The organism is Streptococcus mitis (genome assembly GCF_023109105.1).
Lineage (GTDB): Bacteria > Bacillota > Bacilli > Lactobacillales > Streptococcaceae > Streptococcus > Streptococcus mitis_BW.
Genome location: NZ_JALDTZ010000003.1, coordinates 49824 through 69217 on the forward strand (window position 1 = coordinate 49824; position 19394 = coordinate 69217).

General features: G+C 42.0%; 21 protein-coding genes. 14 read left to right on the forward strand and 7 right to left on the reverse strand.

The window, feature by feature from the left end; genetic code table 11:
• Window positions 1-41 precede the first annotated feature (41 nt).
• Window positions 42-791 (reverse strand): lysophospholipid acyltransferase family protein, encoded by a 750-nt coding sequence (locus M1F37_RS02905; RefSeq protein ID WP_247934650.1) that lies wholly within the window; start codon window positions 789-791, stop codon window positions 42-44.
• 132 nt (window positions 792-923) lie between these two features.
• Here M1F37_RS02905 and M1F37_RS02910 point away from each other — a divergent pair, with 132 nt between their 5' ends.
• From M1F37_RS02910 to M1F37_RS02935, 6 genes are all read left to right on the forward strand, one after another.
• Window positions 924-3260 (forward strand): cation-translocating P-type ATPase, encoded by a 2337-nt coding sequence (locus tag M1F37_RS02910; RefSeq protein WP_247934651.1) that lies wholly within the window; start codon window positions 924-926, stop codon window positions 3258-3260.
• Window positions 3261-3359: 99 nt separating this feature from the next.
• Window positions 3360-4037 carry a tRNA (adenine(22)-N(1))-methyltransferase gene (locus M1F37_RS02915; RefSeq protein WP_247934652.1) on the forward strand — a complete coding sequence of 226 codons (678 nt, stop codon included), beginning with the start codon at window positions 3360-3362 and terminating at the stop codon, window positions 4035-4037.
• Window positions 4024-4821 carry a Nif3-like dinuclear metal center hexameric protein gene (locus tag M1F37_RS02920; protein ID WP_247934653.1) on the forward strand — a complete coding sequence of 266 codons (798 nt, stop codon included), beginning with the start codon at window positions 4024-4026 and terminating at the stop codon, window positions 4819-4821. The genes M1F37_RS02915 and M1F37_RS02920 overlap by 14 nt, the downstream gene beginning before the upstream one ends.
• A gap of 122 nt (window positions 4822-4943) precedes the next feature.
• Window positions 4944-6047 carry an NAD(P)/FAD-dependent oxidoreductase gene (locus M1F37_RS02925; protein WP_247934654.1) on the forward strand — a complete coding sequence of 368 codons (1104 nt, stop codon included), beginning with the start codon at window positions 4944-4946 and terminating at the stop codon, window positions 6045-6047.
• 102 nt (window positions 6048-6149) lie between these two features.
• Window positions 6150-7169, forward strand: coding sequence for a UDP-glucose 4-epimerase GalE (gene galE / locus M1F37_RS02930; RefSeq protein WP_247934655.1), 1020 nt, complete (start codon window positions 6150-6152; stop codon window positions 7167-7169).
• Between the two features lies 1 nt (window position 7170).
• Window positions 7171-8136, forward strand: coding sequence for a glycosyltransferase family 2 protein (locus M1F37_RS02935; protein WP_247934743.1), 966 nt, complete (start codon window positions 7171-7173; stop codon window positions 8134-8136).
• Window positions 8137-8193: 57 nt separating this feature from the next.
• Here M1F37_RS02935 and M1F37_RS02940 read toward each other — a convergent pair whose 3' ends face one another.
• The gene (locus M1F37_RS02940; protein WP_004235080.1) at window positions 8194-8391 is read right to left on the reverse strand and encodes a ferredoxin; all 198 of its coding nucleotides are present in this window, start codon (window positions 8389-8391) and stop codon (window positions 8194-8196) included.
• Window positions 8392-8436: 45 nt separating this feature from the next.
• On the opposite strand from M1F37_RS02940, the gene M1F37_RS02945 reads away from it, so the two are divergent.
• The 4 genes from M1F37_RS02945 (at window position 8437) to M1F37_RS02960 (ending at window position 10703) form a co-directional block, all read left to right on the forward strand.
• The gene (locus M1F37_RS02945) at window positions 8437-8922 is read left to right on the forward strand and encodes an SAG1386/EF1546 family surface-associated protein (RefSeq protein ID WP_247934656.1); all 486 of its coding nucleotides are present in this window, start codon (window positions 8437-8439) and stop codon (window positions 8920-8922) included.
• An 8-nt stretch (window positions 8923-8930) separates the two neighbouring features.
• Entirely contained in the window at window positions 8931-9602 is a 672-nt protein-coding gene (gene cmk, locus M1F37_RS02950) for a (d)CMP kinase (protein ID WP_049551335.1), read from the forward strand.
• A gap of 130 nt (window positions 9603-9732) precedes the next feature.
• Entirely contained in the window at window positions 9733-10071 is a 339-nt protein-coding gene (locus M1F37_RS02955; protein ID WP_020903640.1) for a zinc ribbon domain-containing protein YjdM, read from the forward strand.
• 2 nt (window positions 10072-10073) lie between these two features.
• Entirely contained in the window at window positions 10074-10703 is a 630-nt protein-coding gene (locus M1F37_RS02960) for a Pr6Pr family membrane protein (protein ID WP_000033944.1), read from the forward strand.
• On the opposite strand, the gene M1F37_RS02965 is transcribed toward M1F37_RS02960, so the two are convergent.
• Entirely contained in the window at window positions 10695-10892 is a 198-nt protein-coding gene (locus M1F37_RS02965) for a hypothetical protein (protein WP_247934657.1), read from the reverse strand. The two genes, M1F37_RS02960 and M1F37_RS02965, sit on opposite strands and share 9 nt — an antisense overlap.
• A 128-nt stretch (window positions 10893-11020) precedes the next feature.
• Between M1F37_RS02965 and M1F37_RS02970 the strand changes: the two genes are divergently transcribed.
• From M1F37_RS02970 to M1F37_RS02985, 4 genes are all read left to right on the forward strand, one after another.
• Window positions 11021-12172, forward strand: coding sequence for an MFS transporter (locus tag M1F37_RS02970; RefSeq protein ID WP_101785892.1), 1152 nt, complete (start codon window positions 11021-11023; stop codon window positions 12170-12172).
• A 98-nt stretch (window positions 12173-12270) separates the two neighbouring features.
• Complete coding sequence (truA, locus tag M1F37_RS02975; protein WP_247934658.1) at window positions 12271-13020, forward strand: tRNA pseudouridine(38-40) synthase TruA; 750 nt, start codon at window positions 12271-12273, stop codon at window positions 13018-13020.
• Entirely contained in the window at window positions 13010-13783 is a 774-nt protein-coding gene (locus M1F37_RS02980; RefSeq protein ID WP_247934659.1) for a bifunctional hydroxymethylpyrimidine kinase/phosphomethylpyrimidine kinase, read from the forward strand. The genes truA and M1F37_RS02980 overlap by 11 nt, the downstream gene beginning before the upstream one ends.
• Window positions 13761-14222, forward strand: coding sequence for an ECF transporter S component (locus M1F37_RS02985; protein ID WP_247934660.1), 462 nt, complete (start codon window positions 13761-13763; stop codon window positions 14220-14222). The genes M1F37_RS02980 and M1F37_RS02985 overlap by 23 nt, the downstream gene beginning before the upstream one ends.
• 101 nt (window positions 14223-14323) lie before the next feature.
• Here the strand turns inward: M1F37_RS02985 and M1F37_RS02990 are convergent, their stop codons facing one another.
• The 4 genes from M1F37_RS02990 to M1F37_RS03005 form a co-directional block, all read right to left on the reverse strand.
• Entirely contained in the window at window positions 14324-15406 is a 1083-nt protein-coding gene (locus M1F37_RS02990; RefSeq protein WP_247934661.1) for a M24 family metallopeptidase, read from the reverse strand.
• Between the two features lie 126 nt (window positions 15407-15532).
• A complete protein-coding gene (gene gatD, locus M1F37_RS02995; RefSeq protein ID WP_125386166.1) occupies window positions 15533-16315 on the reverse strand; it encodes a lipid II isoglutaminyl synthase subunit GatD in 783 nt (260 codons plus the stop codon).
• A complete protein-coding gene (murT, locus tag M1F37_RS03000; RefSeq protein ID WP_247934662.1) occupies window positions 16315-17658 on the reverse strand; it encodes a lipid II isoglutaminyl synthase subunit MurT in 1344 nt (447 codons plus the stop codon). The genes gatD and murT overlap by 1 nt, the downstream gene beginning before the upstream one ends.
• 204 nt (window positions 17659-17862) lie before the next feature.
• On the reverse strand, window positions 17863-19179 hold the full coding sequence (locus tag M1F37_RS03005) for an FAD-containing oxidoreductase (protein ID WP_049535119.1): 1317 nt from the start codon (window positions 19177-19179) through the stop codon (window positions 17863-17865).
• Window positions 19180-19394 lie beyond the last annotated feature (215 nt).

The following is a 19394-nucleotide window of genomic DNA, read 5'->3' on the forward strand; positions in this document are numbered from 1 at the left end:
ATAATTATCCCCTGGTAAAAGCCAAGGGATAATTGTATTTTTTAACCAAGAGCCTCTCTCTTCTTATCTGGATTCCAGATAAAGCTTGCGATGAAGCTAAAGATGATGGTTAGGATAGCGAGGATAATGGCAAGGATGAGGGCAGGGATGCGGATAAACCACCAGAGTGGGTTTGGTTTTTTATCATTGTGCCATTGTTTCGTTTCTTCGTCCAAACGTTGAAATTCTGCTTGGATGCGATTGGCGACTGTTTCAATGCCTTCATCATTCATTTTCTTGATATCTGAGATATCGATTGGATTTCCAAAGTTCATATCGACACGTTCGCGGTTAATCAAGCCTTTTAAGGTCATAGGCCCTGTATAGGTAACAGGCATGATACGAACCTTGGCCATCTTGGCAATCAAGGCTACGCCCCCCTTGACATCGTTTGAGTGACGGCTCCCACTTGGAAACATGATGAGAGAGCGGTCACTTTTTTTGAGAACATTGATAGTATATTTGATGGCTGAGGCGCTAGGATTTTCACGGTCAATAGGAAAGGCACCACACATACGAATCCACCAACCAAAGATACGGTTGCTAAAGAGTTCTTTTTTGGCCATAAAGATAAACTGTTTTGGCTTGGTCGCAAAGGCCATATAAACTGGATCCCACCAAGTGCGATGAGGTGCAACTAGAATATAATTTTCATCTTGATTAGGAATTTTATCAGTATTATGATAGTGGGCATTGCCATTGATGGACCATAGGAGCAAGACAACCAATCCACGTAAATAAGTATAAAACATGCGATCTCCTTCGATTCTTTTCTTGTTATTATTATACCCTATCAAAGGATGGCTGGCAAACTTTTCCCTTGACTAGATGCATATTTGGGATGAGATTAGAATTCTTTTTAAAAAAATGATATGATAGAATTTATGGATAAAAATAAGATTATGGGATTAACCCAAAGAGAAGTCAAGGAAAGACAGGCTGAGGGCTTGGTCAATGATTTTACTGCTTCGGCTAGTACTAGCACTTGGCAAATCATCAAACGAAATGTCTTTACCCTTTTTAACGCTTTAAACTTTGTCATTGCTTTGGCACTAGCCTTTGTGCAAGCCTGGAGCAATCTGGTCTTCTTTGCTGTTATCTGCTTTAACGCTTTTTCTGGAATTGTGACCGAGCTACGAGCCAAACACATGGTGGACAAGCTCAATCTCATGACCAAGGAAAAGGTCAAAACCATTCGTGATGGGCAGGAAGTTGCCCTCAATCCGGAAGAATTGGTTCTAGGAGATGTCATTCGTTTGTCTGCGGGAGAGCAGATTCCTAGTGATTCCATTGTATTAGAAGGCTTTGCAGAAGTCAATGAAGCCATGTTAACGGGAGAAAGTGATTTGGTGCAAAAGGAAGTGGACGCCCTGCTTTTGTCAGGAAGTTTCCTAGCCAGTGGGTCAGTTTTAGCTCAAGTTTACCATGTCGGTGCAGACAACTATGCTGCCAAACTCATGCTGGAAGCAAAGACCGTTAAACCCATCAACTCCCGTATTATGAAATCGCTGGACAAGCTAGCTGGTTTTACTGGGAAGATTATCATTCCTTTTGGTCTGGCTCTCTTGCTAGAAGCCTTGATGTTAAAAGGCTTGCCTCTCAAGTCATCCGTTGTAAATTCGTCGACAGCTCTTTTGGGAATGTTGCCCAAGGGAATTGCCCTTTTGACTATTACTTCTTTGTTGACTGCGGTGATTAAGCTGGGCTTGAAAAAGGTCTTGGTTCAGGAGATGTACTCTGTTGAGACCTTGGCGCGCGTGGATATGCTCTGTCTGGACAAGACGGGCACCATCACCCAAGGAAATATGCAGGTGGAGGCTGTTCTTCCTTTGACCGAAGAGTATGGAGAGTCAGCGCTTGCTAGCATCTTAGCCAGCTATATGGCTCATAGTGAAGATAAAAATCCAACAGCCCAAGCTATTCGAAAGCGTTTTGTGGGAGAAGTTACTTATCCTATGATTTCCAATCTTCCTTTCTCAAGTGACCGCAAGTGGGGAGCTATGGAGTTAGAAGGTTTGGGAACGATTTTCTTAGGTGCACCTGAGATGTTGTTGGACTCTGAAGTACTAGAAGCCAGAGAGGCCTTGGAGAGAGGGTCACGTGTTTTGGTCTTAGCTCTTAGTCAGGAGAAATTAGACCATCACAAGCCCCAGAAACCATCTGATATTCAGGCTCTAGCCTTGCTGGAGATCTTGGATCCTATTCGAGAGGGAGCAGCAGAGACGCTGGACTATCTCCGTTCTCAGGAAGTGGGACTCAAGATTATCTCTGGTGACAATCCAGTTACGGTTTCCAGCATTGCCCAGAAGGCTGGTTTTGCGGACTACCATAGCTATGTAGATTGCTCGAAAATCACAGATGAGGAATTGATAGCCATGGCTGAGGAAACAGCCATTTTCGGACGTGTTTCACCTCATCAGAAAAAACTGATTATCCAAACTCTGAAAAAAGCAGGCCACACCACTGCTATGACAGGAGATGGTGTCAATGATATTCTAGCTCTCCGTGAGGCAGACTGTTCCATCGTTATGGCTGAAGGAGACCCAGCGACTCGTCAGATTGCAAATCTGGTCCTCTTGAATTCAGATTTCAATGATGTTCCTGAGATTCTCTTTGAAGGTCGTCGTGTGGTTAATAACATTGCCCACATTGCTCCGATTTTCTTGATTAAGACCATCTATTCCTTCTTGCTAGCAGTTATCTGTATTGCCAGTGCTTTGTTGGGACGTACGGAATGGATTTTGATTTTCCCATTCATTCCTATTCAGATTACCATGATTGACCAGTTTGTGGAAGGATTCCCACCGTTTGTATTGACTTTTGAGAGAAATATCAAACCTGTCGAACAGAACTTCCTTAGAAAATCCATGCTCCGTGCTTTACCAAGTGCCTTGATGGTAGTCTTTAGTGTTCTGTTTATTAAAATTTTTGGAACAAGTCAAGGCTGGTCGGCCATTGAAATTTCGACAATTCTGTATTACCTACTGGCATCAATTGGATTCATGTCTGTCGTTAGAGCTTGCTTGCCATTTACCCTTTGGCGAGTTCTCTTGATTGTTTGGTCAGTTGGGGGCTTCCTTGGAACAGCTCTATTTCCAAGAATTCAAAAACTACTGGAAATTTCAACACTTACAGCACAAACACTACCAGTCTATAGCGTCATGATGTTCATCTTTATTGTGATGTTCATCCTGACAAGTCGTTATCAAATGAGAAAATAAAGAAAGGCTGCAATCGATGGTTGCAGTCTTTTTTGGTGTAAGATTGAAGGTTGAAATATGGTATAATAGAACTAATAGTAATTCGGAAAGTGAGAAAAAATGATTTCAAAGAGATTAGAAACGGTAGCTTCCTTTGTGCCTCAAGGAGCCGTTTTGCTGGATGTGGGAAGTGACCATGCTTATCTACCGATTGAATTAGTTGAAAAAGGTCACATCGAGCGTGCCATTGCAGGTGAGGTCGTAGAAGGTCCCTACCAATCTGCAATCAAAAATGTCAAAGAACATGACTTGGTAGAAAAAATACAAGTCAGACTCGCCAATGGCTTATCAGCTTTCGAAGAAAGTGACCAGGTCTCTGTAATCACTATTGCAGGAATGGGAGGTCGTTTGATAGCTTCAATATTAGAAGAGGGATTGGATAAACTAGCCAATGTTGAGCGTTTGATTCTTCAACCTAATAATCGTGAGGACGACTTGCGTAATTGGTTACAAGACCATGGATTCCAAATTGTTGCCGAAAGTATTTTAGAGGAATCTGGTAAATTTTATGAGATTCTAGTCGTGGAAACTGGAGAAATGAAATTGTCAGCAAGAGATACACGTTTTGGTCCTTTCTTATCCAAAGAAGTTAGTCCAGTGTTTGTCCAAAAATGGCAAAAAGAAGCTGAGAAGTTAGAGTTCGCCCTAGGACAAATCCCTGAAAAAAATTTGGAGGAACGTCAAGTTCTTGTAGATAAAATTCAAGCAATCAAGGAGGTTCTCCATGCTAGCAAGTGAAGTAATTAGCGCATATGAATCCTTTTGCCCTCAGGAATTTTCCATGGAGGGAGACAGTCGTGGCCTGCAAATAGGAACTCTGGACAAGGATATCCAAAGTGTCATGGTTACCCTCGATATTCGTGAAGAGACGGTGGCTGAAGCTATTGAAAAGGGGGTGGACTTGATTATCGTCAAGCACGCGCCCATTTTCCGTCCCATCAAGGACTTGGTAGCCGATCGACCTCAAAATCAGATTTATATCGATTTGATTAAGCACGATATTGCAGTTTACGTCAGTCATACTAACATTGATATCGTTGAAAATGGCCTTAATGACTGGTTCTGCCAGATGTTAGGTATTGAGAATACAACTTATCTGCAGGAAACAGGTCCAGAACGAGGAATTGGACGTATTGGGAATATTCAGCCTCAGACATTTGGGGACTTGGCCCAGCTTGTCAAGCAAGTCTTTGGTCTAGATAGTCTTCGAATGGTGCATTATCAAGAGACTGATTTGCAGAAGCCTATTTCAAGAGTGGCCATCTGTGGTGGAAGTGGGCAGTCATTCTATAAGGATGCTTTGGCAAAGGGGGCAGATGTCTATATTACTGGCGATATTTATTACCACACAGCTCAGGATATGTTGTCTGATGGCCTGTTGGCATTGGACCCAGGACACTATATCGAAGTGCTTTTTGTAGAAAAAATTGCAGAGCTTCTTACTCAATGGAAAGAGGAAAAAAGCTGGACTATTGATATTGTAGCTAGTCAAGCATCGACCAATCCTTTCCACCATATCTAGTTATACTCTTCGAAAATCAAATTCAAACCACGTCAGCTTCCCCTTGCCGTACTCAAGTACAGCCTGCGGCTAGCTTCCTAGTTTGCTCTTTGATTTTCATTGAGTATTAGAAAGTGAAAACAATGAAAAAAGTTGCCATTATTGGAGCAGGGATTGTGGGGGCGACAGCTGCCTACTACCTCTCGAAAGAAAGTGACCTAGAGGTGACCGTCTTTGACCATGGACAAGGGCAGGCTACCAAGGCTGCAGCAGGAATTATCAGTCCTTGGTTTTCAAAACGCCGCAATAAAGCTTGGTACAAGATGGCGCGCTTGGGGGCTGACTTTTATGTGGATTTATTAGCTGATTTAGAGAAGTCAGGGCAAGAAATCGACTTTTACCAGCGTTCGGGAGTCTTTCTCCTGAAAAAGGATGAAAAAAAACTCGAAGAACTCTATCAACTGGCCCTTCAGCGCAGAGAAGAATCTCCCTTGATAGGGCAATTAGCTATTCTGGATCAAGCATCAGTAAATGAATTATTCCCTGGCTTGCAGGGATTTGACTGCCTGCTTTATGCTTCTGGTGGAGCGAGAGTGGATGGACAACTCTTAGTGACTCGTTTGCTGGAAACCAGTCACATCAAGCTGGTCAAAGAAAAAGTGACTCTGACACCTTTAGCATCAGGCTACCAGATTGGCGAAGAGGTGTTTGATCAGGTTGTTTTGGCGACGGGAGCATGGTTGGGGAACATATTAGAACCCTTAGGTTATGAAGTGGATGTTCGTCCTCAAAAAGGACAACTTAGAGATTATCAGCTTGGTAAAGACATGGAAGCTTACCCTGTTGTTATGCCAGAAGGAGAGTGGGATTTGATTCCTTTTGCAGGTGGGAAATTATCCTTAGGCGCTACTCATGAAAATGGTATGGGATTTGATTTGACAGTAGATGAAACCTTGCTCCGACAAATGGAGGAAGCAGCCTTACCCCACTATCCTAGTTTAGCAGAAGCTACTAGAGCTGGTGAGCGTGTGGGAATCCGTGCCTACACCAGTGATTTCTCACCTTTCTTTGGGCAGGTGCCAGAATTGGCAGGTGTCTATGCGGCTAGTGGGCTAGGTTCATCAGGCCTCACAACAGGTCCTATCATTGGTTACCATCTAGCTCAACTGATTCAAGGCAAGGAGTTGACCTTGGACCCTTTGAACTACTCAATTGAAAACTATGTCAAACGGGTAAAAAGCGAATAAGAATTTTACTGAAATTTTAGCCTCCCCTCTAGGATGGCAAATGACATTCCCTATCAAAAATGGTAAAATAAGAAAAAATAATCCGAGAATCGAGGAAAAAAGATGCAAGAAAAGATTTTGGTAACGGGTGGAGCAGGTTTTATCGGAACCCACACAGTTATTGAGTTAATCCAAGCAGGTCATCAAGTTGTTGTGGTGGATAACCTTGTGAATAGTAACAGAAAAAGTTTAGAAGTTGTTGAGAGAATTACAGGAGTTGAAGTGCCTTTCTATGAGGCAGATATCCGTGATACAGATACTCTCAGAGATATTTTCAAGCAAGAAGAACCAACTGGTGTCATTCACTTTGCTGGTTTGAAGGCTGTCGGTGAATCTACCCGTATTCCTCTTGCCTACTATGACAACAATATTGCTGGAACTGTTAGTCTTTTGAAGGTCATGGAAGAAAACAACTGTAAAAACATTATTTTCAGTTCTTCTGCGACAGTTTATGGCGATCCTCATACAGTGCCAATCTTGGAAGATTTCCCACTTTCAGTGACCAATCCATATGGTCGCACTAAGCTTATGCTTGAGGAAATTTTGACAGATATCTACAAGGCAGACTCAGAATGGAATGTGGTTTTACTTCGTTATTTCAACCCAATCGGAGCCCATGAGAGTGGTGATTTGGGAGAAAATCCAAATGGTATTCCAAACAATCTCTTGCCATATGTGACGCAAGTAGCCGTTGGAAAATTAGAACAAGTGCAAGTGTTTGGAGACGATTACGATACGGAAGACGGAACTGGTGTTCGTGACTATATCCACGTTGTCGACTTGGCTAAAGGTCACGTTGCAGCTCTGAAAAAAATCCAAAAAGGCTCAGGTCTAAATGTTTATAACCTTGGAACAGGGAAAGGCTACTCAGTTCTTGAAATTATCCAAAATATGGAAAAAGCAGTGGGGCGTCCAATTCCTTACCGCATTGTAGAACGTCGCCCAGGGGATATCGCAGCCTGCTATTCAGATCCTGCAAAAGCCAAAGCAGAACTCGGTTGGGAAGCAGAATTAGACATCACCCAAATGTGTGAAGACGCATGGCGTTGGCAAAGCAAGCATCCAAATGGATTTGAAGACTAAGATGGTGATTTCAATCATAGTCCCCTGTTTAAACGAAGAGGAAGTACTTCCTCTTTTTTATCAGGCTTTGGAAGCTTTACTTCCAGATTTGGAAACAGAAATCGAGTATGTCTTTGTCGACGATGGATCAAGTGATGGGACTTTGGAACTCTTAAAGACCTATCGGGAGCAAAATCCGGCAGTGCATTATATTTCTTTCTCGCGAAATTTTGGCAAAGAAGCAGCCCTCTATGCAGGCTTACAATATGCGACAGGGGATTTGGTGGTGGTGATGGATGCAGACCTCCAAGATCCTCCTAGTATGTTGCTTGAGATGAAAGCCTTACTAGACCAGAATACAGACTTGGACTGTGTTGGGACCAGGAGAACTAGTCGGGAGGGAGAACCCTTCTTTCGCAGTTTCTGTGCTAATCTCTTTTACGGCTTCATGAAAAAAATCAGTCCAGTAGCCCTGCCATCAGGTGTCCGTGATTTTCGTATGATGAGAAGGTCTGTAGTCGATGCCATTTTAAGCTTGACTGAGTCCAATCGTTTTTCTAAAGGACTTTTTGCCTGGGTCGGGTTTAAAACTCACTATTTAGATTATCCTAATGTCGAAAGGCAGGCTGGCAAGACCAGTTGGAGTTTTAGGCAACTCTTTTTCTACTCCATTGAGGGGATTGTTAACTTTTCAGATTTTCCCTTGATTATCGCCTTTGTGGCAGGTCTCCTATCTTGTTTTATTTCTCTACTTATGACCTTTTTTGTTGTGGTTCGGACTCTCATTTTGGGCAATCCGACATCAGGTTGGACCTCTCTGATGGCTGTTATTCTCTTTCTCGGAGGGATTCAACTCTTGACCATTGGGATTCTCGGCAAGTATATCAGTAAGATTTATCTAGAGACTAAAAAAAGACCACTTTATCTCGTCAAAGAAAAAAGTGACCTTCCTGATCTTACAGAAAAAAATAAAGAGAAAAGACTATAATTTTGCATGGAAATATGCTAAACTAGAAGGAGTGGAACGTTCTTATCGATGTTAGAGTTAATCTTTAATCAAGGCACGTGTCGGACAGTTTCTAACAGCTTCTACGACGTCCTGACTAGGAGAGATTTCTTTTTCTAGTTGGTCAGGGTCATCGTAAAAACGCACGATTCCATTATCGTGGTAATCAAATAATTCAGAATAAGTTTGGCAAAGCCCACAGGCGATGCAACGTTCAGGTATAAGTGTGATTTTCATATTTATATTGTAATAAGAAAAGTAAAAAAAAACAAGGAGTAAGGTATGGCAAAAGAACCGTGGCAAGAAGATATTTATGAGAATCAAGAAGAAACAAGATCAGAACGTCGTAAGAGAGAACAAGGTGGAGGAGTCGTTGCTAACCGTATCTTAACTATCTTAGCAAGTATTTTCTTTGTGATTGTAGTCGTGATGATCATTGTTCTGATCTATCTTTCATCGGGTGGGAGCAATCGCACGGCAGCCTTAAAAGATTTTCACGATTCTGATGCAAATGTAGTACAGATTTCATCTTCTAGTAGTTCAGAGCAGGCATCTTCTAGTTCAGAGGAGAAGGTTGAAGAGTCATCTAGTAGTTCAGAACATCCAACTGATCCAGAAGGAACTACAAAAGTTATGGCTGGAGAAGGAGAAGCAGCCATTGCCGCTCGTGCAGGAATCTCGATTGCTCAGTTAGAGGCCTTGAATCCTGGCCATATGGCTACAGGATCTTGGTTTGCTAATCCAGGTGATGTTGTCAAAATCAAATAGGAGTTGATATGAAAACAATTCAAATTGCTATTGACGGTCCTGCTTCGAGTGGTAAGAGTACAGTCGCAAAGATTATTGCCAAGGATTTTGGTTATACCTACCTCGATACAGGTGCCATGTATCGTGCAGCGACTTATATGGCTCTTAAAAACCAGTTAGGAGTAGAAGAAGTTGAAGCACTTCTAACCTTGTTAGACCAGCATCCAATCAGTTTTGGACGCTCAGAAACTGGGGAACAGCTTGTTTTTGTAGGAGATGTGGATATTACTCATCCTATCCGTGAAAATGAAGTGACCAATCATGTTTCTGCTATTGCAGCAATTCCTGAGGTTCGTGAGAAACTAGTTTCCCTCCAACAAGAGATTGCCCAGCAAGGTGGGATTGTCATGGACGGTCGCGATATCGGGACTGTTGTATTGCCACAAGCAGAATTGAAAATTTTCCTAGTAGCCTCTGTTGATGAAAGAGCAGAGCGTCGTTACAAGGAAAATATTGCCAAGGGAATTGAAACAGATCTTGAAACTTTAAAAGAGGAGATTGCTGCGCGTGACTACAAGGATAGCCATCGTGAGACTTCACCTCTCAAACAAGCAGAGGATGCTGTCTACCTTGACACAACTGGTTTGAACATTCAAGAAGTAGTTGAAAAAATCAAAGCAGAAGCTGAAAAAAGAATGTAAATGTAGAAAAGCCGATAGATTGATATCGGTTTTTTTCTAAATTTGTCAAAATACTAATTTTAAGGTATAATAGTTGCTGTTCGAGAAATTTTGATTTTCAAAGAATAGTGAATGATGATAAGGAGAAACCATGAACAACCTACCAAATTGCCCACAATGTAACTCAGAGTATGTCTACGAAGACGGTGCCCTACTGGTTTGCCCAGAGTGCGCTCATGAGTGGAATCCTGCTGAAGTTGCAGAAGTAGAAGAAGGTCTTGTCGCTATCGATGCCAACGGAAATAAATTGGCTGACGGTGATACAGTAACCCTCATCAAGGACTTGAAAGTAAAAGGTGCGCCAAAAGATTTGAAACAAGGAACGCGTGTGAAAAATATTCGCATCGTAGAAGGCGACCACAATATCGACTGTAAAATCGATGGCTTTGGTGCCATGAAACTCAAATCAGAGTTTGTGAAGAAAATTTAAGCATGTCAAAGCACTATAAACTAGTATTTTATAGCCGTATCTTCTTGTTTCTAGCGGCTTTTACGGGAGTTTATCTTGAAATCGCCAAGCATGGTGGATTTGGGATGCTTCTCTATTATACGGTTTTGTCAAATCTTTTAGTAGCGATTTTTACGCTCTATCTCCTAAAGGTTATGAGCCGTTTAGGTGAAAACTGGCAAAGACCAAGTCTCTTGCGCTTAAAAGGTGGGGTTACCATGAGTATCATGATTACCTGTGTGATTTACCATTTCCTCTTAGCGCCCATTGCGACTAATTTCTATACTCTGGAAAATTTCCTTTGCCACTATATCGTTCCCCTTTGGTTTTTAGCGGATACCCTCTTTTTTGACAAACAGGGTCAATACAAGATTTGGGATCCAGTTGTGTGGACGATTTTACCCTTGCTGTATATGATTTTTGCTCTTTTTAATGGCTTGGTACTGAAACTTGATGTTCCTAATTCTAAGGTCAGTCCCTTCCCTTACTTCTTTTTGAATGTAAACAAGGGTTGGGATGTCGTGTTTAAGTGGTGTCTGATTATCTTTGTTGCCTATATGGTGGCAGGATTTATCTTCTACTTTATCAAGCAAATCAAGAGAAAGTCATCCTAATACTCTTCGAAAATCAAATTCAAACCACGTCAGTTTCGCCTTGCCGTATATATAGTTACTGACTTCGTCAGTTTCATCTACAACCTCAAAACCATGTTTTGAGCTGACTTCGTCAGTTCTATCTACAACCTCAAAGCAGTGCTTTGAGCAACCTGCGGCTATCTTCCTAGTTTGCTCTTTGATTTTCATTGAGTATAAGACACAAGGGATTCATTTTCGAGTTTAAGAAGGAGTCTATACACCAAAGAGACTTCTTCTTTTCTTGCTTGATAACCATCAAAAAATAGAAGATTAAGAGAAATATAGAAAGAGATTTCATGAAACAATTTTTAGAACGGGTCAGTATTTTGGCTCTCTCCCTCGTTTTGATTACCTCCTTTTCGATTTCAAGTGCTCTACCAGCTATGTTTGACTATTATCAAGGTTATCCTAAGGAACAAATTGAGCTCTTAGCGAGCTTGCCATCCTTTGGAATCATGATTATGTTATTACTAAATGGTTTCTTAGAAAAAATATTCCCTGAGCGCTTACAGATTAGTTTGGGCTTGTTGATTTTATCACTGAGTGGAACGGCTCCCTTCTGGTATCAGGCCTATCCTTTTGTCTTTGGAACACGGATTCTTTTTGGTTTGGGTGTTGGGATGATCAATGCCAAGGCCATTTCCATTATTAGTGAACGCTATCAAGGAAAAACGCGCATTCAGATGTTAGGACTACGCGGTTCTGCAGAGGTCGTAGGAGCTTCTCTCATTACCTTGGCAGTCGGTCAGTTGTTGGCCTTTGGTTGGACAGCTACCTTCTTGGCCTATAGTGCTGGATTTTTGGTGCTGACCCTTTATCTGCTCTTTGTCCCTTATGGAAAAGAAAAGAAAGAAGTCAAGAAAAAAGCGAAGGAAGCAAGTCGTTTAACTCGTGAAATGAAAGGCTTGATTTTTACCCTAGCTATAGAAGCGGCAGTTGTAGTTTGTACCAATACGGCTATTACTATTCGTATTCCAAGTTTGATGGTGGAAAGAGGGCTTGGAGATGCCCAGTTATCTAGTTTTGTCCTAAGTATCATGCAGCTGATTGGGATTGTGGCTGGGGTGAGTTTTTCTTTCTTGATTTCTATCTTTAAGGAAAAATTACTCCTCTGGTCTGGTATTACCTTCGGCTTAGGGCAAATTGTGATTGCTTTATCTCCATCCTTGTGGGTGGTGGTGGCAGGAAGCATTCTGGCTGGTTTTGCCTACAGTGTAGCCTTGACGACGGTCTTTCAACTTGTCTCTGAAAGAATTCCAGCTAAACTCCTCAATCAAGCAACCTCATTTGCAGTTTTAGGCTGTAGTTTCGGAGCCTTTACGACTCCATTCGTTCTAGGTGCAATTGGCTTACTAACTCACAATGGGATGCTGGTCTTCGCCATTTTAGGATCCTGGTTGATTGTAACCTCTATCTTTGTTATGTACCTACTTCAAAAGAGAGCTTAGGATTGATTCCTAAGTTTTTCTTTTCGGAAATATTGTACCCAGACAATTATAAATTTTCTAGCTTGTTACGAGACTAATTTCTTGATAAAATAGAAGTCATGACGAGATATAAAGCAACTATTTCCTATGATGGTTATGCCTTTGCTGGTTTTCAGCGCCAGCCTCATGCGCGTAGCGTTCAGGAAGAAATTGAAAAAACCTTGACTAGATTGAATAAGGGGCAAGCCCTTACTGTTCACGGTGCTGGTAGGACAGATAGTGGGGTTCATGCTCTAGGACAGGTCATTCATTTTGACCTTCCTTATCGGATGGATGAGGAGAAGCTCCGTTTTGCTCTGGACACCCAGTCCCCTGAAGATATTGATGTGATTTCGATTGAGCTTGTGGCAGATGATTTTCATTGCCGTTATGCCAAGCATAGCAAGACCTACGAGTTTATCGTGGATAGGGGGCGTCCAAAAAATCCTATGCGCCGTCACTATGCCACTCACTTTCCCTATCCGCTTGATGTGGAACGGATGCAGGTTGCAATCAAAAAGCTTGAGGGAACCCATGATTTTACAGGTTTTACAGCTTCGGGGACTAGTGTGGAGGATAAGGTTCGTACCATTACAGAAGCTAGTTTAATAGTTGATGAGACAGGTCAGTTTTTGACTTTTACCTTTTCAGGAAATGGTTTCTTGTATAAGCAGATTCGTAATATGGTGGGGACACTGCTCAAAATCGGAAACAACCGTATGCCAGTAGAGCAGATTGACCTGATCTTGGAGAAAAAGGACAGGCAACTTGCAGGTCCGACGGCAGCACCAAATGGTTTGTATTTAAAGGAGATTCGTTATGAAGAATAATCGTATTTTAGCACTTTCTGGAAATGATATTTTTAGTGGAGGTGGTTTATCCGCTGATTTGGCTACCTATACCTTGAACGGCTTGCACGGCTTTGTAGCAGTGACTTGCTTGACAGCCTTGACAGAAAAGGGCTTTGAAGTCTTTCCAACTGACAATACCATTTTTCAACATGAATTGGATAGCTTGCGTAATGTGGAGTTTGGGGGAATTAAGATTGGTCTTTTGCCGACTGTTAGTGTAGCTGAGAAGGCCTTGGACTTTATCAAACAACGTCCAGGAGTACCTGTGGTATTGGATCCTGTCTTAGTCTGCAAGGAAACGCATGACGTGGCTGTAAGTGAACTCTGTCAAGAGTTGATTCGCTTTTTCCCTCATGTCAGTGTGATTACGCCTAATCTCCCAGAAGCAGAATTATTAGCTGGTCAGGAAATTAAAACCTTGGAAGACATGAAGGCTGCAGCGCAGAAATTACATGCCTTAGGAGCACCAGCAGTCATTATCAAGGGAGGCAATCGCCTTAGTCAGGACAAGGCTGTGGATGTCTTTTATGATGGACAAACCTTTATAGTCCTAGAAAATCCCGTTATCCAAGGGCAAAATGCTGGTGCAGGTTGTACCTTTGCCTCTAGCATTGCCAGTCATCTAGTCAAAGGTGATGAACTTTTATCAGCAGTAGAAAGCTCTAAGGCTTTCGTTTATCGTGCTATTGCACAAGCAGATCAGTATGGAGTAAGACAATATGAAGCAAACCAAAACAACTAAAATCGCCTTTGTATCCCTATTGACCGCCCTTTCTGTGGTTCTAGGCTATTTCTTAAAAATTCCAACACCGACAGGTATTCTAACCCTTTTAGATGCGGGTGTCTTCTTTGCGGCCTTTTACTTTGGTAGTCGTGAAGGGGCTGTAGTCGGAGGACTAGCAGGTTTCTTGATTGACCTCTTATCAGGCTACCCTCAGTGGATGTTCTTTAGCTTGGTCAACCATGGCTTGCAGGGATTTTTCGCAGGATTTAAAGGAAAAACTCAGTGGCTAGGTCTTGTCTTAGCAACGATTGCCATGGTAGGGGGCTACGCCTTGGGTTCTACTTTGATGAATGGCTGGGCAGCAGCCCTACCAGAAATTCTACCAAATTTCATGCAAAATATAGTAGGGATGATTGTAGGATTTATTCTTAGTCAAAGTATCAAGAAGATTAAGTAAAGAGGCTGAGTCAAAAATCTTTCAAATATGAAAAACGCATAGTATCAAGTGTTGAAAGCTTGATACTATGCGTTTTATTGTGGGAAGATTTTTAAATAATTTTAATCAAAATAAAGTAAATCTTTGCTGGTGCTTGTAAAGAGGTCAAAGCCATCTTTGGTAACAACACCGCAGTCTTCGATACGAACACCGACTTTACCAGGGATATAGATACCTGGTTCAACAGAGAAGCACATGCCTTCTTCGATGACCATGTCGTTTCCTTCCATGATAGATGGGAATTCGTGGACATCCATACCGATACCATGACCGAGACGGTGGTTGAAGTACTCGCCGTAACCAGCTTTTTCGATAACCTCACGGGCAGCGCGGTCCACTTCATGGGCAGTCACTCCTGGCTTGATAAAGTTAAGAGCAGCTTGTTGGGCTTCAAGAGTCAAGTTATAAATGTCTTTCTTGAATTGGTCTGGTTTACCAACAGCGACTGTACGAGTCATATCTGAAGCATAGCCGTTGACGAGGACACCAAGGTCAAAGAGTAGAAGAGCATCATTTTCAACCTTGTTAGCTGCTGGAATACCGTGTGGATTTGCAGCATTATCACCAGTCAAGACCATAGTATCAAAGCTCATTTCATAGCCTTCACGCTTCATAGCAAAGTCAATTTGGGCGATGATATCTGTCTCAGTCTTATCAAGAGAAATATTGTCAAAACCAACCTTAACAGCCTTATCAGCATAGAGACCTGCAACCATCATTTTTTGCACTTCGTCAGCTGATTTGAGGAGGCGCATGCGTTGGATGAGAGGAGTGAGGTTTTCAAACTCGGCTGTTTCAAAAACTGTCTTCAAGCCATGGTATTTGGACAAGATAAGATTGTCAAACTCAACAGCGACACGTTTGAAGTCAAGTTGTGGAAGAGCATGTTTCATTTTTTGCCATGGATTTTCAGAATCCACATAGCCCACAACTGGGAAGGAAACAGTGCTGCTTGCACGCTCAACCTCAAGGGCAGGGACAAATAGGAGGGGTTCCTGATCTGCTAGGACAAAAAGGAACATTTGGCGTTCATGGGGATCACTGTAAAAGCCAGTGAGGTAATTGATTGTGACGGGGTCAGATACGACAGCGACGTCTAGTTTTTCTGATTCAAGATATGTTACGATTTGTTGTAATTTAGACATATGCTACCTTCTTTCTACCCCTCTATTTTGGCAAAAAATGAGAGAAAATGCAAGGGAGAAGGGTAAAAGAAAAGACAAAAAAACTCCGACAAGATAACGGAGTTCTTTGATATGGTTTTTCTTGGTTTAAGAAAAGTCAGCTTTGCTTTTGACGTCGCTGTATTCTTCAGCGATTTCTTGACTGAGAATATCTTCATAGGCAGGGAGTTGGATGTCCTGACCATATTTCTTCTTGAGGGCGGTAGTGACTAGGCGATAGGCCAGATTGGCATTGCGAGAGAGGATAGGTCCGTGGAAGTAGGAACCAAAGACATTCTTATAATGAACCCCTTCGCCGACTTTTTCTTCATTGTTTCCATTTCCATAGACAACCTGTCCTAGTGGTTTTTGGTCATCTGAGAGGAAGGTACGTCCTTGGTGGTTTTCAAATCCATAGTAGGTTTCATTGAAATCTTCATTGTGAATCTTGATGTCCCCGATAAAACGGTTGTTGGTCTGATTGAGGGTGTAGTGGCCCATGACCCCTAGTCCTTCGATACGTCTCCCTGAAGCTTCGACATAATATTGCCCCAATAGTTGGAAACCACCGCAGATAGCCAGAACCACACCGTCGTTTTGGATGTAGTTGTCAATGCTTTCTTTTTTGGCAGGTAGGTCGTCTGCAATAATACTTTGTTCAAAGTCTTGACCACCACCGAAAAAGGCGATGTCATAGTGGTTTTCATCAAAATCATCATGAAGTGAGACGATGTCAACCGTCACATGGGCCCCTAGTTTTTCAGCCACATACTTGAGCATGAGGATATTTCCATTGTCCCCGTAGGTATTCATGAGGTTTCCATAGAGGTGGGCAATGTTGAGCTGATAAGGGTAATTGCCAGCTTTTGAGGAAAGTGAAGTATAAACCATTAGTTCATCTCCTTTCTAACAATCTGACGACTAGCCAGTAGTTCGCGGAATTCAAGCATAGCAGTATAGGTAGCCAGAATATAAGCATGCTTGCAGTCTTGATTTTCAATGGTCTTAAGAACTTGTTCCAGACTACTTGTTTCAGTAATTTTATCAGCTGGATAGCCAGTTACTCGTAGACGACGTGCGATTTCAGAATGGCGAACACCGCCAGCGTTGATTTCAGGGATGTCCATATCAGTGATTTGTTCAAAATCAGCGTCCCAGATCCAGCTAGTGTCAATTCCGTCTGCATAGTTGGCATTGAGGAGGACAGATAGGCTAAATGGATAAGGTGCTAGTTTGATCATTTCTATAGCTTGGGTCGCACCGACTGGATTTTTAATCAAGACGAGGGTACATTCCTTGTCCCCGATATGGAAGGTTTCTTGACGTCCAAAGACAGCACGGCTCTTATCAAATCCCTGTTTGATGAGTTGTGAATCTGCACCGAGGAAACGGGCAATGGCAACTGCAGCTAGGGCGTTGTAGATATTATAGAGACCACCGATTTGAATACTGTATTCTTGTCCGTCAATGACAAAGCGAGAGCGATTGTTGGTCAACTCAACCAGTTTTGTCAAACGATAGTCCAAATCAGGACGTTTACATCCACAGCCTTCACAGATATAGGCACCCAAGTTTGCATAAGTATTGTGCTCATATTTGAGGATGCCTTGGCAGTCAGGACAGAGGATTCCTTCGGTATTGTAGTGAGCCAGCTGGGCTGGGCCTTTCTCCAAGTCAAAACCAAAATACTGTACAGGATTTGGAATAGCTGGCTTGTAGAAAAGTGGACTGTCACCATTGAGGAGAACAGTAGCCGTAGGTACCTTATGAATAGCATCCAAAATCATCTTGTAAGTTGTGTAAATCTCACCATAGCGGTCCATCTGGTCACGGAAGATATTAGTGATAACAAATAAGCTTGGCTGGATATAGTCACAGATACGAGATAGACTGGCTTCGTCGATTTCTAGGACGGCAATATTTTTCCCAGTTTTAGAAGATTTGGCTGTTAAGAAGGTTGTCGCAATCCCTGTAATCATGTTAGCACCGCTTGGGTTGGTCAGAACTTGACCATAAACCTCTTTTAAAATGCCGACAGTGAGGGCAGTTGTCAGGGTTTTTCCGTTGGTTCCAGTGACCACGACAATCTCGTAGTTTTTAGCTAGGTTTTGTAAAATATCTTCATCAAATTGAAGGGCAAGTTTTCCTGGGAGCGTACTTCCACGGCCAAGACGGCTTAAAATGAAGTGGGAAGAACGCCCAGTAAGAAGGCCTAAAGTAGTTTTTAATTTCATGTTTCTATTATATCATAAAAGAGGGAAAAGACAGATTTGATACTCAATGAAAATCAAAGAGCAAACTAGGAAGCTAGCCGCAGGCTGTACTTGAGTACGGCAAGGTGAAGCTGACGTAGTTTGAATTTGATTTTCGAAGAGTATGAGATTTCGCAGAAATGAAAACAGCCCTCAGAGGGCTGTTCGATACGATTAAATCTCAACTTAAATCGCAAACAAGTCATTCAAGTTCTCAGCCAAGGTTGGGTGAGTGAAGATTTGTTTTGTGAAGTAAGTGTAAGGAATCTTGTTGTCCATAGCAACAGTAATGATGTTGATGATTTCTTGAGAACCTTCTGAGAAGATGCTTGCTCCAAGAATTTCTTTTGTTTCAGTATTAACAACAGCTTTGAAAGCTCCTCGAAGGTCTCCGTTTACGTGACCGCGAGGCATTGCTGCAACAGGGATTTCCTTCACTGCGTATGGAAGTTTCAAATCAGCTGCTTGGCTTTCAGTCAAACCAACTTGTGAAAGTGCAGGTGTGATAAACATGGTGTTTGGTACATTGAGACGGTCTTCAAGTGTATAGCTGCCATCTCCAGCAAGGTAGCTGTAAACAACACGGAAGTCGTCAAGTGAAATGTAAGTAAATTGAGGGCCACCGTTGACATCTCCAACTGCAAAGACACCAGGAACGTTTGTTTGACAATGTTTGTCTACTTTAATAGCACCACGTTCAGTTAGTTCAATATCTGTATTTTCAAGTTGAAGTGGTTCTACATTTGGTTTGCGTCCAGTTGAGTAGAGAAGGGCGTCGAAACGGTAAGTTTCGTTTTCAGTTACGAGGAGCACTTGGTCACCATCGTTTTTGATTTCAGTAGTGCGGATATTTTGAAGTAATTCAATACCGTCTTCTTCCATGTATTGCTTAGCAAGAGCTGCGATGGAAGGTTCTGCACGAGGTAGGAAAGTATCCAAGGCATCTAGAACTGTAACCTTGCTTCCAAGTTTGTTGTAAAGACCAGCAAATTCAAGACCGATATTTCCTCCACCAAGAACTCCAAGTTTTTCAGGCAATTTGTCCAAGTTTTGGATACCTGTTGAGTCAAAGACGTTTTTGCTTGTAGCAAGTCCAGGGATTGGCAAGACGTTTGAAACAGCACCAGTGTTGATGACGATTGTTTCAGCGGTCAGTTCTTTCTTTTCATCACCAGCTTGGATTTCGATGACTTTATTTGAAAGGAAGTGAGCTTCCGCATCAAAGATATCTACGCCTGTACCAGCAACAGTCGCATAGTTTTTACCGTTTAGGCGACCAGTAATCGTGTTTTTGGTAGCAATCACTTCTTCAAAAGACAAGTCTTTCTCAGCAGCAACTAGCAAAGTTTTAGTTGGGATACAACCAATGTTGATACAAGTTCCACCGTACATAGCTTTACTACGTTCAACGAGGGCAACTTTTTTGCCAGCTGAAGCCAATTTACCAGCTAGTGTTTTACCAGCTTTACCAAATCCGATAACGATTAAATCATAAGTTAACATTTAGAGTTCCTCCTTTTCGACTTTCATTCTAGCACAAGAAAAAAACTTTTGCACAATTCTGCTACGCTTTAAAAAAGTTTATAAAATAGTTGAAATTTCAGCCTCATTTTCTCAAAAAATCGTTTACATGACTTTATTTTCGGATAATGCTATCTTTTAAGTTTGTCTTGTGTTATACTAGATAGGTTGCAAAGAAAACAGTACTTTTCTTTTGT

Excerpts from the sequence above, each read along its gene's own strand:
- M1F37_RS02920 (WP_247934653.1), top strand. The coding sequence starts at position 4,024 with ATGCTAGCAAGTGAAGTAATTAGCGCATATGAATCCTTTTGCCCTCAG.
- M1F37_RS02905 (WP_247934650.1), bottom strand. The coding sequence starts at position 791 with ATGTTTTATACTTATTTACGTGGATTGGTTGTCTTGCTCCTATGGTCC.
- M1F37_RS02945 (WP_247934656.1), top strand. The coding sequence starts at position 8,437 with ATGGCAAAAGAACCGTGGCAAGAAGATATTTATGAGAATCAAGAAGAA.
- gatD (WP_125386166.1), bottom strand. The coding sequence starts at position 16,315 with ATGGTTTATACTTCACTTTCCTCAAAAGCTGGCAATTACCCTTATCAG.
- truA (WP_247934658.1), top strand. The coding sequence starts at position 12,271 with ATGACGAGATATAAAGCAACTATTTCCTATGATGGTTATGCCTTTGCT.
- murT (WP_247934662.1), bottom strand. The coding sequence starts at position 17,658 with ATGAAATTAAAAACTACTTTAGGCCTTCTTACTGGGCGTTCTTCCCAC.
- M1F37_RS02980 (WP_247934659.1), top strand. The coding sequence starts at position 13,010 with ATGAAGAATAATCGTATTTTAGCACTTTCTGGAAATGATATTTTTAGT.
- M1F37_RS02910 (WP_247934651.1), top strand. The coding sequence starts at position 924 with ATGGATAAAAATAAGATTATGGGATTAACCCAAAGAGAAGTCAAGGAA.
- cmk (WP_049551335.1), top strand. The coding sequence starts at position 8,931 with ATGAAAACAATTCAAATTGCTATTGACGGTCCTGCTTCGAGTGGTAAG.
- M1F37_RS02940 (WP_004235080.1), bottom strand. The coding sequence starts at position 8,391 with ATGAAAATCACACTTATACCTGAACGTTGCATCGCCTGTGGGCTTTGC.
- M1F37_RS02965 (WP_247934657.1), bottom strand. The coding sequence starts at position 10,892 with ATGAAAATCAAAGAGCAAACTAGGAAGATAGCCGCAGGTTGCTCAAAG.
- M1F37_RS02970 (WP_101785892.1), top strand. The coding sequence starts at position 11,021 with ATGAAACAATTTTTAGAACGGGTCAGTATTTTGGCTCTCTCCCTCGTT.
- M1F37_RS02935 (WP_247934743.1), top strand. The coding sequence starts at position 7,171 with ATGGTGATTTCAATCATAGTCCCCTGTTTAAACGAAGAGGAAGTACTT.
- M1F37_RS02990 (WP_247934661.1), bottom strand. The coding sequence starts at position 15,406 with ATGTCTAAATTACAACAAATCGTAACATATCTTGAATCAGAAAAACTA.
- M1F37_RS03005 (WP_049535119.1), bottom strand. The coding sequence starts at position 19,179 with ATGTTAACTTATGATTTAATCGTTATCGGATTTGGTAAAGCTGGTAAA.
- M1F37_RS02925 (WP_247934654.1), top strand. The coding sequence starts at position 4,944 with ATGAAAAAAGTTGCCATTATTGGAGCAGGGATTGTGGGGGCGACAGCT.
- M1F37_RS02985 (WP_247934660.1), top strand. The coding sequence starts at position 13,761 with ATGAAGCAAACCAAAACAACTAAAATCGCCTTTGTATCCCTATTGACC.
- M1F37_RS02955 (WP_020903640.1), top strand. The coding sequence starts at position 9,733 with ATGAACAACCTACCAAATTGCCCACAATGTAACTCAGAGTATGTCTAC.
- galE (WP_247934655.1), top strand. The coding sequence starts at position 6,150 with ATGCAAGAAAAGATTTTGGTAACGGGTGGAGCAGGTTTTATCGGAACC.
- M1F37_RS02960 (WP_000033944.1), top strand. The coding sequence starts at position 10,074 with ATGTCAAAGCACTATAAACTAGTATTTTATAGCCGTATCTTCTTGTTT.
- M1F37_RS02915 (WP_247934652.1), top strand. The coding sequence starts at position 3,360 with ATGATTTCAAAGAGATTAGAAACGGTAGCTTCCTTTGTGCCTCAAGGA.